Consider the following 14,822-nt stretch of genomic DNA (forward strand, 5'->3'; position numbering starts at 1 on the left):
TCGTCGCACCTGTCACACAAGTCCCGCGCAAGACGACAACTGCGGACAAGTACGGCGAGTTACGGCACAAGCTCGGACCGGATGCGGATCCACTCGAACCGGTGAGTGGCGCAACACCCCGGCACGGGGCGGCGTTTGGGATCGGGCCGGGCGGGCGCGGCGTCGCGTGACCACGCGCGCGCCGTCATTCCGGCGACGCGCGCGGTCACTTCCCGACGCCCGTGGTCACTTCCCGGCGCGTACCGTCACTTCTCGACCTCGCGCGCGAGGTTGGCGAGGATCGCGTCGTAGATCCGGCCGAGGCCCTTGGGCGCGAAGGTCCGCTCGAAGAAGCCGCCGATGCCGCCGGCGCCCTGCCAGGTGGTGGTGACGACGACCCGGGAGCCGCCCTCGCCGGCGGGGGTGACACGCCAGGTGGTGACCATGGAGGAGTTGCGGTCCTTCTCGACCAGCTCGCCGTCGGTGGGCTCGCTGACCTCGAGCAGGCAGTCGCGCACCCGCTTGCTGGTGGCCTGGAGCTTCCAGTGCACGAGGGTGCCCTCCCCGTCGCCGCCCTCGCGCACCTCGTACTCGCTGAACTGCTCGGGCAGCAGCCGCTGCCGTGTGCCGCTGTAGTCGGCGAGGGCGTCGAACACCTTCTCCGCGTCCGCCGCGACGACCCGCTCCGTAGTGGCCTCGACCTGCGCCATTGCGTTCCTCCAGAACCCGTTGCCTCGAAGTGGTGGCAAGCCAACCACCCCGGCGCCCGGGCCCCCAAATCGGGGGTCGCACGATCATGGGAACAGATGTTCTATTGTGGGCGGCAGTGCTACCGAGGAGGCGTCATGCGCTGGGAGAACCTCACAGGCGAGTCCGGAGACCGCCGGGCCGACCCCGCCCTGTTCGGCGCGGACGCGGTGACCACCCGCACCTTCGACACGCCCGAGTTCCGCGGGATCACCTTCCACGAGGTGCGGGCGCGCTCCATCCTGAACCGGGTGCCGGGCGCCTCCCGGATGCCGTTCGAGTGGACGGTGAACCCGTACCGCGGCTGCACGCACGCGTGCGTGTACTGCTTCGCCCGCAAGACGCACGGCTACCTGGACCTCGACACGGGCATCGGCTTCGACACCCAGATCGTGGTGAAGGTGAACGCCCCCGAGCTGCTGCGCCGGCAGCTCGCCTCGCCGCGCTGGCAGGGCGAGCACGTGGCGATGGGCACCAACGTCGACTGCTACCAGCGCGCCGAGGGCCGCTACCGGCTGATGCCGGGCGTCATCACGGCCCTCACCGAGCACGCCAACCCGTTCTCGATCCTGACCAAGGGCACCTTGATCCTGCGCGACCTGGAGCTGCTGACCCGGGCGGCCCGGGTGACGGACGTCGGCATCTCGGTCTCGGTGGGCTTCACCGACACCGCGCTGTGGCGCACCGTGGAGCCGGGCACGCCCGCGCCCGAGCGGCGGCTGGACGTGGTCCGCGTCCTCGGCGAGCACGGCATCGGCTGCGGGGTGCTGATGGCGCCGGTCATCCCCTTCCTGAGCGACCACCCGGACCGGCTCCGCGAGACGGTGCGGGCGATCGCGGCGGCCGGCGCCACCTCGGTCACCCCGCTGGTGCTGCACCTGCGGCCGGGCGCGCGGGAGTGGTTCATGGCCTGGCTCGGGCAGCACCACCCGCACCTGGTGCGCCGCTACGAGCGGCTGTACGCGGAGGGCGCCTACGCGCCCAAGTGGTACCAGCGCCGCGTCACCCGCCAGGTGCACGAACTGGCCCAGGAGTACGGCATCGGCCCCGCGCGCGCGGGAGCCGCCCGGCGGATCCGGCCCGCCGCCGAAACGCCCGCCGCCGAGGCGCCCGCGGCAGCGGAGCCGACCCAGCTCACCCTCATCTGAGGGCGTTGGAGGGCATCCCTCGGACCAATCGGGTCAAGTATCGGCACAACGGGTTCCGCGGGGCCCCGGCACCGGGACGATCCGGCGAGGACCGTGATCACACGGTCCGCGCCACCCTCCGTCCCGGGAGGACCCATGAGGAAACGCGCAGCCGTGCTGTGCGCCACCGCCGCCATGGTGGCGGGCTCGGTCACCGCCGTCCCCGCGCGGGCGGCCGCCACCGCCCCGGAGCCCCGGCTCGACTGGAAGAAGTGCGGCACCGCCGACTACCCGGCCCTGCAGTGCGCCTCGTTGAAGGTGCCGCTGGACCCCGCGCGGCCGTCCGGCCGGCAGATCACGCTCGCCCTGTCCCGCGTCCCGCACACCGCCCGGACCTTCCAGGGCCCGCTGCTGGTCAATCCCGGCGGCCCCGGCGGCAGCGGCCTGAAGCTCGCCGGCTACGTCGCGTCGGCACTGCCCAAAGCCGTGGCGGCCCAGTACGACGTCATCGGCTTCGACCCGCGGGGCGTCGGCAGGAGCACGCCCGCGCTGAACTGCTCGGCCGGCCACTTCGCGCCGGTGCGCCCCGACACCGTTCCCGCCACGCCCGCGCTGGAGCGGGCGAACCTGGAGCGGGCCCGTTCCTTCGCCGCCGCCTGCGGCCGCAAGTACGCGGACGTGCTGCCCTACATGGACACGGTCGACGCCGTCCGCGACATGGACGCCGTACGCCGGGCCCTGGGCGCCCCGCGCATCAGCTACTTCGGGTACTCCTACGGCACCTACCTGGGCGCCGTGTACGCCAAGCTGTACCCCGAGCGGGTGCGGCGCCTGGTGCTGGACTCGATCGTGGACCCGGCGGGCGTCTGGTACGAGGACAACATCGGCCAGGACCACGCCTTCGACGCCCGCCACCGCGCCCTGATGGCCTGGATCGCCCGGCACGACACCACGTACCGGCTCGGCAAGGACCCCGCGAAGGTGGAGGCGAAGTGGTACGCCATGCGCGCGGCCCTGGCGAGGAAGCCGGCCGGCGGCAAGGTGGGCGCCGCCGAACTGGAGGACGCCTTCATCCCCGGCGGCTACTACAACGGCTACTGGCCGCACCTCGCGGCGGCGTTCGCGGCCTACGCGAACGAGGGGAGGACCGAGCCGCTGGTCAAGGCGTACCAGGACTACGGCGCCGTGGACGGCGCGGGCGAGAACGGGTACAGCGTCTACACGGCGGTGCAGTGCCGTGACGCCTCCTGGCCGCGCGACTGGAACCGCTGGCGGACGCAGACCCGGGAGGTGTACGCCAAGGCGCCCTTCATGGCCTGGAACAACGCCTGGTACAACGCGCCGTGCGCGTTCTGGCCGACCGGGTCCCGCCGTCCGGTGGACGTCGCCAACACCAAGCTGCCGCCGGCGCTGCTGTTCCAGGCGACCGACGACGCGGCGACCCCGTACGCGGGCGGGGTGGCGGCCCGCCGGCTGCTGGCCGGCTCCCGCCTGGTGGTCGAACAGGGCGGCGGCAACCACGGCATCAGCCTCAGCGGCAACGCATGCCTGGACCGCTATCTGGCCGACTACCTGTCCGGCGGCGGGCTGCCGCGCCGGAGCGGCGCGGCCGGCACGGCCGACGCGCTCTGCGAGCGGTCCCCGGACCCCGAGCCGCCGACGGGCAAGGCGGCCCCGGCCGCCTCGCGCGGCGCGGAGCTGCACCGGCTGCTGGGCTTCCGCGGCTAGGGCGCCCGCCGGTCCCCCGCCCGCCGGTCCCCCGCCTGCCGGGGGTCCGGCGGGCGGCGGACCGGCGGAAATTCACGGGCGCCGGGCGAAGCCGCTCCCTAGGGTGCGGTCATGGACGACCTCTCCCCGCGCCCCTCGCTCCGCATCCGCCCGATGGCCCTCGACGACTGCGGCCGCGTCTCGGAGATCCGTGTCCGGGGCTGGCGCCACGCCTACCGGGGTCTGATGCCGCAGCCGTACCTGGACGGGCTCAGCGCGGAGCGGGACGCCGAGCGGCGGCGGGCCTGGTTCAAGCGGGGCGACGGCGCCGTGGTGAACCTGGTCGCCGAGCGGGCCGGCGAGGTGATCGGCTGGGCGGCGTACGGTCCGTACCGCGACGGTGAAGTGCGCACCGGTGACGCCGAGTTGTACGCCCTCTATCTCGACCCGGAGCACCTGGGCACCGGGGTGGGGCGGGCGCTGCTGACGGAGTCGGCCGAGCGGTGCGCCGGGTACCCGCGCATGTTCCTGTGGGTGCTGAAGGAGAACACGCGGGCCCGCCGCTTCTACGAGCACGCCGGCTTCCGGTGGGACGGCGCCGAGGAGCCCTTCGAGGCGGGCGGCGAACTCGTGCCCGAGGTGCGTTACGTCCGGACGCCGGGCGGCTGATCCGGCGTCACTTACGTTCCTGGCGCGGGATGAGCGCGAGCGCGCGCACCGCGGCCTCGGCGAGCGCCGGGTGGGCGAGGGCCTCGCCCAGCACCCGCCGGGCGCGGGCGTCACCCAGCGCGCCGAGCCCGTCCACGCAGGCCAGGGCCACCCGCCGGTAGGGGTCGTGCGGGCGCAGCCGGCGCTCCAGGGTGGTGATGAGCGCGGGCACGGACTCCGGGGCGCGCAGCTCGACCAGGAGCCGTACCGGGTGCAGGGCGTAGGCGACGCGCAGTTCGTTGGTGGCGAGGGCCGCCGCGGCGCGGGCCGTGCGGGGGTCGCCGAGCCGGGCGAGGGCGTGGGCGGCGGAGGCGCAGCGGGGCGGGTCGCGGTGGTTGAGCAGCAGCACGAGCGCTTCGAAGGCGCGCCGGTCGCCGGCCCGGCCCAGCCGGAACGCGGCCAGTTCCCGGGCCCATAGCGGCTGTCCGGGCGCGGTGAGGACCTCGGCCAGCTCGTCCTGGTCCGCGGTCGCCAGCAGCCGCTCGTAGCCGGGCGAGCCGTGCGACTCCTGCCGTAAGCGTTCCGTGAGCGATCGCAACTCTTCGTCCACGGGGCCAGGGTAGGCCGGACGCCGCCGCGAGGGGAGCAGGCTCACGAAGTCGGGTGCGGCAAGGGCTGGCGCGCTCGTTACTGGCCGGTTAAGCTCAGACGAGCGAGTCACCCACTCGCTTTTCGCTCACGACGGTTTGGTGACGCAGCCGTCGTGCGCCGGTCGGTTCGGTACCTCGGTACCGCAAGTACGACCCGGCTCCGGGACAGGGCCGGTCGGATTCCGCCGCTCCCGGGCGTGTGCACGCCCGCGGTGCCCGGCACCGGGCGTGTGCGCCAGCAGCCCGGCAACACCCGCACTCCTCGCCGCCCCGGTGTGCGCCTTCGGGCGCACCCGGCGCGTTCCCAGTCGTCACCCTCATCACTGGAGTCCCGCGATGGCCACTCCCCTGTCCGACACCCCTCTGTCCCCGCTCAAGACGGTCGCCGTCGTCGGCCTCGGCACCATGGGCACCGGCATCACCGAGGTGCTCGCGAAGGCGGGCCGCGAGGTGATCGGCATCGACGTCGCCGAGGCCCGGACCGCGCGCGCCCTCGCCGCGCTGGAGGCCGCCACCGCCCGTGCCGTCGAGCGCGGCCGGCTGACCGGGCAGGAGCGTTCCGACGCCCTGGCCCGGGTCCGCACCTCCACCGAGCTGCGCGCGGCGGCCGACGCCGACCTGGTCATCGAGGTGGTCCCGGAGTCGTACGAGATCAAGCACCAGATCTTCCGCGAGCTGGACGGCATCGTGCGTCCGGAGACGATCCTGGCGACCGGCACCAACGCGCTGTCCGTCACCCGCCTCGCCGCGGACTCCGCGCGCCCCGAGCGGGTGCTGGGCCTGCACTTCTTCAACCCGGCCCCGGCGATGAAGCTGGTCGAGGTCGTCTCCTCGGTGCTGACGGCGCCGGCCGCGGTCGCCGCCGTCACGGATCTGGCGGTCGAGCTGGGCAAGGAGCCGGTCGCGGTCGGCGACCGCCCCGGTTTCGTCGCGGACGGGCTGCTGTTCGGCTACCTCAACCAGGCCGCCGCGATGTACGAGGCGAAGTACGCCTCCCGCGAGGACATCGACGCCGCGATGCGGCTCGGCTGCGGCCTGCCCATGGGCCCGCTCGCGCTGCTGGACCTGATCGGCATCGACACCGCGCGCACGGTCCTCGACGCCATGTACGCCGAGTCCCGCGACCGGCTGCACGCCCCCGCACCGATCCTCAAGCAGCTCAGCGAGGCGGGCCTGACCGGCCGCAAGTCGGGGCGCGGCTTCTACACCTACGAGGCGCCGGGCAGCGCGACGGTCGTGCCCGACCCGCTGACGCCGGCCGCCGGCGGCGCCGGGACCGGGGGGCGTCCGGTGCGCTCCGTCGGTGTCGCGGGCTCCGGCACCATGGCCTCCGGCATCGCCGAGGTGTTCGCCAAGGCCGGCTACGAGGTCGTCCTCGCGGCCCGCAGCGAGGAGAAGGCGCGGACGGCCAAGGCCCGTGTCGGCAAGTCGCTTTCGCGCTCTGTCGACAAGGGCCGGATGACCGCCGAGGCGGCCGCCGAGACCCTGGACCGGATCACCCCGGCGTGTTCCTACGACGCCTTCGCCGACGTCGACCTGGCGGTCGAGGCGGTCGCCGAGGACCTGGAGGTCAAGCGGCAGCTCTTCGCGGCGCTGGACAAGGTCTGCAAGCCGGGCGCGGTGCTCGCCACCACCACGTCCTCGCTGCCCGTCGTCGCCTGCGCCCGCGCCACCTCGCGCCCGCAGGACGTGATCGGCATGCACTTCTTCAACCCGGCCCCGGCGATGAAGCTGGTCGAGGTCGTGCGCACGGTGCTGACCGCCGACGACGTCCACGCCACCGTCCGCGAGGTCTGCGGGCGGATCCGGAAGCACGCCGTGGACTGCGGCGACCGGGCCGGGTTCATCGTGAACGCCCTGCTGTTCCCGTACCTCAACAACGCGATCAAGATGGTCCAGGAGCACTACGCGACGCTGGACGACATCGACGCGGCGATGAAGCTCGGCGGCGGCTACCCGATGGGCCCGTTCGAGCTGCTGGACGTGGTCGGACTGGACGTCTCGCTGGCGATCGAGAAGGTGCTGCACCGCGAGTTCCGCGACCCGGGCCTGGCCCCGGCGCCGCTGCTGGAGCACCTCGTGGCCGCGGGCTGCCTCGGCCGCAAGACCGGCCGCGGCTTCCGCGAGTATGCCCGCCGCTGACGGCGCCGGCGACTGGTCCCGCGCTCAGACGGACTGGGGCGGGCTGCTCGACCCGGCGGGCGGCCCCCCGCCCCTCGCGGGCGGGGGATCCCCCGGACCTGCGCATCCTGCCGGGAACATGCAGTACGTTCGGGTCATGTCCCAGCCCGCCAAGTCCTCACGTACACCAGCCACGCCCGACGCGCCGGAAAGTGCCGCAGGCAGTCGCGCCGCCGCCCAGCGGCTGAAAATGCGCCGGGAACTGGCGGCCGCAGCGATGGAACTGTTCGCGACCAAGGGGTACGAGGCGACCACCGTCGACGAGATCGCGGCCGCGGCCGGGGTCGCGCGCCGTACGTTCTTCCGCCACTTCCGCTCCAAGGAAGAGGCGATCTTCCCCGACCACGACGACACGCTGGTGCGGGCCGAGGCGGTGCTGAACGCCGCCCCGGCGCACGAGCATCCGCTGGACACGGTGTGCCGCGGCATCAAGGAAGTCATGCGGATGTACGCGGCCCGGCCGGAGATCTCGGTCGCCCGCTACAAGCTGACGCGCGAGGTGCCCACCCTGCGCGAGGCCGAGATCGCCTCGGTGGCCCGCTACGAGCGCCTGTTCACCCGCTACCTGCTCGGCCACTTCGACGAGCACGCGCACGCCGACGACGCCAACGACGACCCGCTGCTCGCCGAGGTCGCCGCGTCGGCCGTCGTCACCGCCCACAACCACGTGCTCAGGCGCTGGCTGCGGGCCGACGGCCAGGGCGACGTGGAGGCCCAGCTCGACCACGCCTTCGCCATCGTGCGCAAGACGTTCGGCACCGGCATCGGCGCCGGACGCGGCCCGGCGCCCGGCCCGGCGGCCACCACGGAGCCGGCGGCGGTCTCGGCGCACGGCGAGGTCCTGGTGACCGTCGCCCGCACCGACGCCCCGCTCGACGAGGTCATGCGCACCATCGAGAAGGCGCTCAGGGAGCGCTGAGACACCGCGCGCCCTGTGACGACGGCCACCCTTCGGGGTGGCCGTTTTGGCATGTCAGGGCCCCTTTTCAGGGAAAATTCGGAGCCCGTTCGATCGATCATCGCTCATTTGTTGCGTAAAGATTTCATCTGAGAGCAGCTTCTGGCACTCAGTGCCTTGCGACATGACACGCGGTGTCATACGTTGAAGGAGTCCGGGCGGCCGGCGCGCAGCGACCATTCGTGCGCCGGCTGTCCCCGCAAGCCGGACGGCCTGCGCGCCCGGACGCCTGCGTCACAGGCAACCTCCCGCGCCACAACGCGCTGCCGAAGCACCACCCCCGCCGAACCGACGGCACACCCCGAAATCCCTCAGCAGCACTCCCAGCAGCACCGACGATCCCCCAGCGCTCCTCCCTCAGGGCGCTCACCGCCGGAGGCAACACCGTGACCGTGAAGGACATCCTGGACGCGATCCAGTCGAAGGACGCCACGTCCGCCGACTTCGCCGCCATGCCGCTCCCCGAGTCGTACCGCGCGATCACCGTCCACAAGGACGAGACGGAGATGTTCGCGGGCCTGGAGACCCGCGACAAGGACCCGCGCAAGTCGATCCACCTCGACGACGTGCCGCTGCCCGAGCTCGGCCCGGGCGAGGCCCTGGTGGCCGTGATGGCCTCGTCGGTGAACTACAACTCGGTGTGGACCTCGATCTTCGAGCCGCTGTCCACGTTCGGGTTCCTGGAGCGCTACGGCCGCACCAACGAGCTGGCCAAGCGCCACGACCTGCCGTACCACATCATCGGCTCCGACCTCGCGGGCGTCGTCCTGCGCACCGGCCCGGGCGTCAACGCCTGGAAGCCCGGCGACGAGGTCGTCGCGCACTGCCTGTCGGTCGAGATGGAGTCCTCCGACGGCCACAACGACACGATGCTCGACCCCGAGCAGCGCATCTGGGGCTTCGAGACCAACTTCGGCGGCCTCGCCGAGATCGCGCTGGTCAAGTCCAACCAGCTCATGCCCAAGCCGGACCACCTCAGCTGGGAGGAGGCCGCGGCCCCCGGCCTGGTCAACTCCACCGCCTACCGCCAGCTCGTCTCCCGCAACGGCGCCGGCATGAAGCAGGGCGACAACGTGCTCATCTGGGGCGCGAGCGGCGGCCTCGGCTCCTACGCCACCCAGTTCGCGCTGGCCGGCGGCGCCAACCCGATCTGTGTCGTCTCCAGCGAGCAGAAGGCGGAGATCTGCCGCTCCATGGGCGCCGAGTCGATCATCGACCGCAACGCCGAGGGGTACAGGTTCTGGAAGGACGAGCACACCCAGGACCCGAAGGAGTGGAAGCGCTTCGGCAAGCGCATCCGCGAGCTGACCGGCGGCGAGGACATCGACATCGTCTTCGAGCACCCCGGGCGCGAGACCTTCGGCGCCTCCGTGTTCGTCACCCGCAAGGGCGGCACCATCACCACCTGCGCCTCGACCTCGGGCTACATGCACGAGTACGACAACCGCTACCTGTGGATGTCGCTGAAGCGCATCATCGGCTCGCACTTCGCCAACTACCGCGAGGCCTGGGAGGCCAACCGGCTCATCGCGAAGGGCAAGATCCACCCCACCCTGTCCAAGGTGTACTCCCTGGAGGACACCGGCCAGGCCGCCCACGACGTCCACCGCAACGCCCACCAGGGCAAGGTCGGCGTGCTGTGCCTGGCCCCCGAGGAGGGCCTGGGCGTGCGCGACGAGGAGATGCGCGCCAAGCACATCGACGCCATCAACCGCTTCCGGAACATCTGAGCACCCGGAGGTCATAGATGACTGAGCGTCAGACGCCGCAGGCGCGGCGTGAGAAGGACCGGCCGTGGCTCATGCGCACGTACGCCGGCCACTCCACGGCGGAGGCGTCCAACGAGCTGTACCGGCGCAACCTCGCCAAGGGCCAGACCGGCCTGTCGGTGGCGTTCGACCTGCCGACCCAGACCGGCTACGACCCCGACCACATCCTCGCCCGCGGCGAGGTCGGCCGGGTCGGCGTGCCCGTCTCGCACCTCGGTGACATGCGCCGGCTGTTCCAGGACATCCCCCTGGAGCAGATGAACACCTCGATGACGATCAACGCCACCGCCATGTGGCTGCTGGCGCTCTACCAGGTCGTCGCCGAGGAGCAGGGCGCGGACATCACCAAGCTCCAGGGCACGACCCAGAACGACATCGTCAAGGAGTACCTGTCCCGCGGGACGCACGTCTTCCCGCCGGGGCCCTCGCTCCGCCTGACGACGGACATGATCGCGTACACGGTCTCCCACATCCCGAAGTGGAACCCGATCAACATCTGCAGCTACCACCTGCAGGAGGCCGGGGCCACGCCGGTGCAGGAGATCGCGTACGCGATGTCCACCGCGGTCGCCGTGCTCGACGCCGTGCGCGACTCCGGCCAGGTGCCGCAGGAGCGCATGGGCGACGTGGTGGCCCGCATCTCCTTCTTCGTCAACGCGGGCGTCCGCTTCGTCGAGGAGATGTGCAAGATGCGGGCGTTCGGCCGCATCTGGGACAAGGTCACCCGCGAGCGGTACGGCATCGAGAACCCCAAGCAGCGCCGCTTCCGCTACGGCGTCCAGGTCAACTCGCTCGGCCTGACCGAGGCGCAGCCGGAGAACAACGTCCAGCGGATCGTGCTCGAGATGCTGGCGGTCACCCTCTCCAAGGACGCCCGCGCGCGTGCCGTGCAGCTCCCGGCCTGGAACGAGGCGCTGGGCCTGCCCCGGCCCTGGGACCAGCAGTGGAGCCTTCGCATCCAGCAGGTGCTCGCCCACGAGAGCGACCTGCTGGAGTACGAGGACATCTTCGAGGGCTCGCACGTCGTCGAGGCGAAGGTGAACGCCCTGGTGGAGCAGTCCCTCGCCGAGATGGACCGGATCCAGGAGATGGGCGGCGCGATGGCCGCCGTGGAGTCCGGCTACCTCAAGGCGCAGCTCGTCTCCTCGCACGCCGAGCGGCGGGCGCGGATCGAGTCCGGCCAGGAGAAGATCGTCGGCGTCAACATCTTCGAGACGACCGAGCCGAACCCGCTCACGGCCGACCTGGACACCGCGATCATGACGGTCGACCCGGCGGTCGAGGCCCGGGTCGTCGCCTCGCTGGAGAACTGGCGCGACACCCGCTACCAGCCGCCCTTCAACCACCCCCGCCCCTGCAAGGCGCTGGAGCGGCTGAAGGAGGCCGCCAAGGGCACCGGCAACCTGATGGAGGCCACGCTGGAGTGCGCCCGCGCCGGGGTCACGACCGGCGAGTGGGCGGGCGCCCTGCGCGAGGTGTTCGGCGAGTTCCGGGCGCCCACCGGGGTGTCCTCCGCACCGGTGGCCGTCAGCGCCGAGGCCGGCTCGGCCATGGCCGAGGTCCGCGCCAAGGTGGACGCCACCGCCCGCGACCTGGGCGTCGGCAAGCTCCGCTTCCTGGTGGGCAAGCCCGGCCTCGACGGTCACTCCAACGGCGCCGAGCAGATCGCCGTCCGGGCCCGCGACGCCGGCTTCGAGGTGGTCTACCAAGGCATACGGCTCACCCCCGAGCAGATCGTGGACGCCGCCCTGGCGGAGGACGTGCACGCCGTGGGCCTGTCGATCCTCTCCGGCTCGCACGCGCAGCTCGTGCCGGACGTACTGGAGCGCCTCCGTGTGGCCGGTGCCACAGATATACCGGTGATCGCAGGTGGCATCATCCCGAACGGTGACGCCGAAGAGCTGAGGGCCGCCGGCGTGGCCGCGGTGTTCACCCCGAAGGACTTCGACATCACCGGGATCATCGGCCGTATCGCCGACGAGATCCGGAAAGCGAACAAGCTCGACCCCCTGGAGGTCCCCGCATGACGACCGTCAACCGCCTTCGCCCCCGCCGCTCCTGCCTGGCGGTGCCCGGAAGCAACCCGCGCTTCCTGGAGAAGGCCCAGGGCCTCCCCGCCGACCAGGTCTTCCTCGACCTGGAGGACGCGTGCGCGCCGCTGGCCAAGCCCGAGGCGCGGCACACCATCGTCAAGTTCCTCAACGAGGGCGACTGGACGGGCAAGACCCGTGTCGTGCGGGTGAACGACTGGACGACCGAATGGACGTACCGGGACGTCGTCACGGTCGTCGAGGGCGCCGGCCAGAACCTCGACTGCATCATGCTGCCGAAGGTGCAGAGCGCCCAGCAGGTCGTCGCGCTCGACCTGCTGCTGACCCAGATCGAGAAGACGATGGGCTTCGAGGTCGGCAAGATCGGCATCGAGGCGCAGATCGAGAACGCGCAGGGCCTGAACAACGTCAACGAGATCGCGCAGGCCTCCCCGCGCATCGAGACGATCATCTTCGGCCCGGCCGACTTCATGGCGTCCATCAACATGAAGTCCCTGGTCGTGGGCGAGCAGCCGCCCGGCTACCCGGCGGACGCCTACCACTACATCCTGATGAAGATCCTCATGGCCGCCCGCGCCAACAACCTCCAGGCGATCGACGGCCCCTACCTGCAGATCCGCAACGTCGACGGCTACCGCGAGGTCGCGCAGCGCGCCGCCGCGCTCGGCTTCGACGGCAAGTGGGTGCTGCACCCGGGCCAGGTCGAGGCGTCCAACGAGATCTTCTCGCCCTCGCAGGAGGACTACGACCACGCCGAGCTGATCCTGGACGCGTACGACTACTACACGTCCGAGGCGGGCGGCAAGAAGGGCTCCGCGATGCTCGGCGACGAGATGATCGACGAGGCCAGCCGCAAGATGGCCCTGGTCGTCTCCGGCAAGGGCCGGGCCGCCGGCATGCAGCGCACCAGCAAGTTCGAGATCCCGGAGGCCTGAGCGCGATGCAGTTCGGACGCACCTACGAGGAGTTCGAGGTCGGGGCGACGTACAAGCACTGGCCGGGCAAGACGGTCACGGAGTACGACGACCACCTGTTCTGTCTCCTCACCATGAACCACCACCCGCTCCACATGGACACCAACTATGCGGAGAAGACGACGGACTTCGGCAAGAACGTCGTGGTGGGCAACTACATCTACTCCCTCCTGCTCGGCATGAGCGTGCCGGACATCTCCGGCAAGGCGATCGCCAACCTGGAGATCGAGTCGCTCAAGCACGTGGCGCCGACCTTCCACGGCGACACGATCTACGGCCAGACCACCGTCCTCGACAAGTGGCCCTCGAAGTCGAAGAACGACCGCGGCATCGTCTACGTCGAGACCAAGGGCTACAAGCAGGACGGCACCCTGGTCTGCGTCTTCCGCCGCAAGGTGATGGTGCCGACCGAGACGTACATCAAGGAGCGCGGCGGCGAGCAGCCCGGCCGCCCGGAACTTCAGGAGGGCTGAGCCCCATGGCACGCCTCGCCCAGACCGCCGGTCTGACCGACGTCCAGCAGGAGATCCTCTCCACCGTCCGCGACTTCGTGGACAAGGAGATCATCCCGGTCGCCACCGGGCTGGAGCACCGCGACGAGTACCCGCAAGCGATCGTGGACGGCCTGAAGGAACTCGGGCTGTTCGGTCTGATGATCCCCGAGGAGTACGGGGGCCTGGGCGAGTCGCTCCTGACGTACGCGCTGTGCGTGGAGGAGATCGCCCGCGGCTGGATGTCGGTGTCCGGCATCATCAACACCCACTTCATCGTCGCGTACATGCTCAAGCAGCACGGCACCCAGGAGCAGAAGGACCACTTCCTGCCCCGCATGGCGGCCGGCGACATCCGTGGCGCCTTCTCCATGTCGGAGCCGGGCCTGGGCTCCGACGTGTCGGCGATCACGTCCAAGGCGGTCAGGGACGGCGACGACTACGTCCTGAACGGCCAGAAGATGTGGCTCACGAACGGCGGAACCTCGTCCCTCGTGGCCGTTCTGGTCAAAAGTGACGAAGGTCACCCCGAGGGCACGGCCCCGCACAAGTCGATGACGACCTTCCTGGTCGAGAAGGAGCCCGGCTTCGGCGAGGTGCGCCCCGGCCTGACCATTCCGGGCAAGATCGACAAGATGGGCTACAAGGGCGTCGACACCACCGAGCTGATCATGGACGGCCTGCGCGTACCGGCCGACCGGGTGCTCGGCGGCGTCACCGGCCGAGGTTTTTACCAAATGATGGACGGAGTGGAGGTCGGCCGCGTCAACGTGGCCGCCCGCGGCTGCGGAGTGGCGCAGCGCGCCTTCGAGCTGGGCGTTCAGTACGCCCAGCAGCGGCACACCTTCGGCAAGCCCATCGCCGGACATCAGGCCATCCAGTTCAAGCTGGCCGAAATGGCCACCAAGGTCGAGGCCGCGCATGCCATGATGGTGAACGCGGCACGCAAAAAGGACTCCGGGGAGCGAAACGACCTCGAGGCGGGGATGGCGAAGTACCTCGCCTCCGAGTACTGCAAGGAGGTCGTGGAGGACGCCTTCCGGATCCACGGCGGCTACGGCTTCTCCAAGGAGTACGAGATCGAGCGCCTCTACCGGGAGGCCCCGATGCTGCTGATCGGTGAAGGCACCGCCGAGATCCAGAAAATGATCATCGGGCGCAGGCTGCTGGAAGAGTATCGGTTCCAGGGCTGATTGTCCGGAAACGGGGTGTTTTCTTCGAGAAGAAGATCACACCCCGTAGATACGTCTCAGCCGCCGACTCGGCTTCCTGGCTTGCCCAGTTGCGACCTGCGACCGGTACGATCCCGGGAAAGCCGCCGTCCCCCGTCAGAGCGCGGCATCATCCGCTACGAAGGTCATCCATGCCCCACAGCCAAACCTCTGCACACCGCGACAGCCTGGTAGGCGCACGCCTCGCGCGCGGAGCATCGCCGTGGCTTCTCCCGACCGTCGCCACCGCAGCCCTCAGCCTGGCCCGCGCCCGCCGCTCGGGCGCCGCCAAGGCCGTCGCCGTGCCCGCCACCGCGCTCGCGGCGGGC

General features: G+C 71.1%; 12 protein-coding genes and 1 pseudogene. 11 read left to right on the forward strand and 2 right to left on the reverse strand.

The window, feature by feature from the left end; translation table 11 throughout:
- Positions 1-245: 245 nt before the first annotated feature.
- Complete coding sequence (locus tag TNCT1_RS35095; RefSeq protein ID WP_143640329.1) at positions 246-689, reverse strand: SRPBCC family protein; 444 nt, start codon at positions 687-689, stop codon at positions 246-248.
- Between the two features lie 135 nt (positions 690-824).
- On the opposite strand from TNCT1_RS35095, the gene TNCT1_RS35100 reads away from it, so the two are divergent.
- From TNCT1_RS35100 to TNCT1_RS35110, 3 genes are all read left to right on the forward strand, one after another.
- Positions 825-1,874, forward strand: a complete 1,050-nt coding sequence (locus TNCT1_RS35100) for an Rv2578c family radical SAM protein (RefSeq protein WP_143640331.1) — start codon at positions 825-827, stop codon at positions 1,872-1,874.
- A gap of 135 nt (positions 1,875-2,009) precedes the next feature.
- Positions 2,010-3,581, forward strand: coding sequence for an alpha/beta hydrolase (locus tag TNCT1_RS35105; RefSeq protein ID WP_143640333.1), 1,572 nt, complete (start codon positions 2,010-2,012; stop codon positions 3,579-3,581).
- Between the two features lie 111 nt (positions 3,582-3,692).
- Entirely contained in the window at positions 3,693-4,229 is a 537-nt protein-coding gene (locus TNCT1_RS35110; RefSeq protein WP_235903063.1) for a GNAT family N-acetyltransferase, read from the forward strand.
- Between the two features lie 7 nt (positions 4,230-4,236).
- Here the strand turns inward: TNCT1_RS35110 and TNCT1_RS35115 are convergent, their stop codons facing one another.
- Entirely contained in the window at positions 4,237-4,818 is a 582-nt protein-coding gene (locus tag TNCT1_RS35115) for an adenylosuccinate lyase (protein WP_143640335.1), read from the reverse strand.
- Between the two features lie 376 nt (positions 4,819-5,194).
- Between TNCT1_RS35115 and TNCT1_RS35120 the strand changes: the two genes are divergently transcribed.
- From TNCT1_RS35120 to TNCT1_RS35155, 8 genes and pseudogenes are all read left to right on the forward strand, one after another.
- The gene (locus TNCT1_RS35120; RefSeq protein ID WP_143640337.1) at positions 5,195-7,000 is read left to right on the forward strand and encodes a 3-hydroxyacyl-CoA dehydrogenase family protein; all 1,806 of its coding nucleotides are present in this window, start codon (positions 5,195-5,197) and stop codon (positions 6,998-7,000) included.
- Positions 7,001-7,136: 136 nt separating this feature from the next.
- The gene (locus tag TNCT1_RS35125; protein WP_235903064.1) at positions 7,137-7,958 is read left to right on the forward strand and encodes a TetR family transcriptional regulator; all 822 of its coding nucleotides are present in this window, start codon (positions 7,137-7,139) and stop codon (positions 7,956-7,958) included.
- Between the two features lie 431 nt (positions 7,959-8,389).
- A complete protein-coding gene (gene ccrA / locus TNCT1_RS35130; protein WP_143640348.1) occupies positions 8,390-9,727 on the forward strand; it encodes a crotonyl-CoA carboxylase/reductase in 1,338 nt (445 codons plus the stop codon).
- A gap of 17 nt (positions 9,728-9,744) precedes the next feature.
- A complete protein-coding gene (locus tag TNCT1_RS35135) occupies positions 9,745-11,793 on the forward strand; it encodes a protein meaA (protein WP_143640341.1) in 2,049 nt (682 codons plus the stop codon).
- The gene (locus TNCT1_RS35140; RefSeq protein ID WP_143640343.1) at positions 11,790-12,752 is read left to right on the forward strand and encodes a CoA ester lyase; all 963 of its coding nucleotides are present in this window, start codon (positions 11,790-11,792) and stop codon (positions 12,750-12,752) included. The genes TNCT1_RS35135 and TNCT1_RS35140 overlap by 4 nt, the downstream gene beginning before the upstream one ends.
- Positions 12,753-12,757: 5 nt before the next feature.
- Entirely contained in the window at positions 12,758-13,264 is a 507-nt protein-coding gene (locus TNCT1_RS35145; RefSeq protein ID WP_059195327.1) for a MaoC family dehydratase, read from the forward strand.
- A gap of 5 nt (positions 13,265-13,269) precedes the next feature.
- Complete coding sequence (locus TNCT1_RS35150) at positions 13,270-14,475, forward strand: acyl-CoA dehydrogenase family protein (protein ID WP_143640344.1); 1,206 nt, start codon at positions 13,270-13,272, stop codon at positions 14,473-14,475.
- A gap of 170 nt (positions 14,476-14,645) precedes the next feature.
- Positions 14,646-14,822, forward strand: a pseudogene (locus TNCT1_RS35155) (phosphatidylserine decarboxylase family protein); the annotation flags it as partial.

Source organism: Streptomyces sp. 1-11 (assembly GCF_007176755.1).
Taxonomy (GTDB): Bacteria; Actinomycetota; Actinomycetes; order Streptomycetales; family Streptomycetaceae; genus Streptomyces.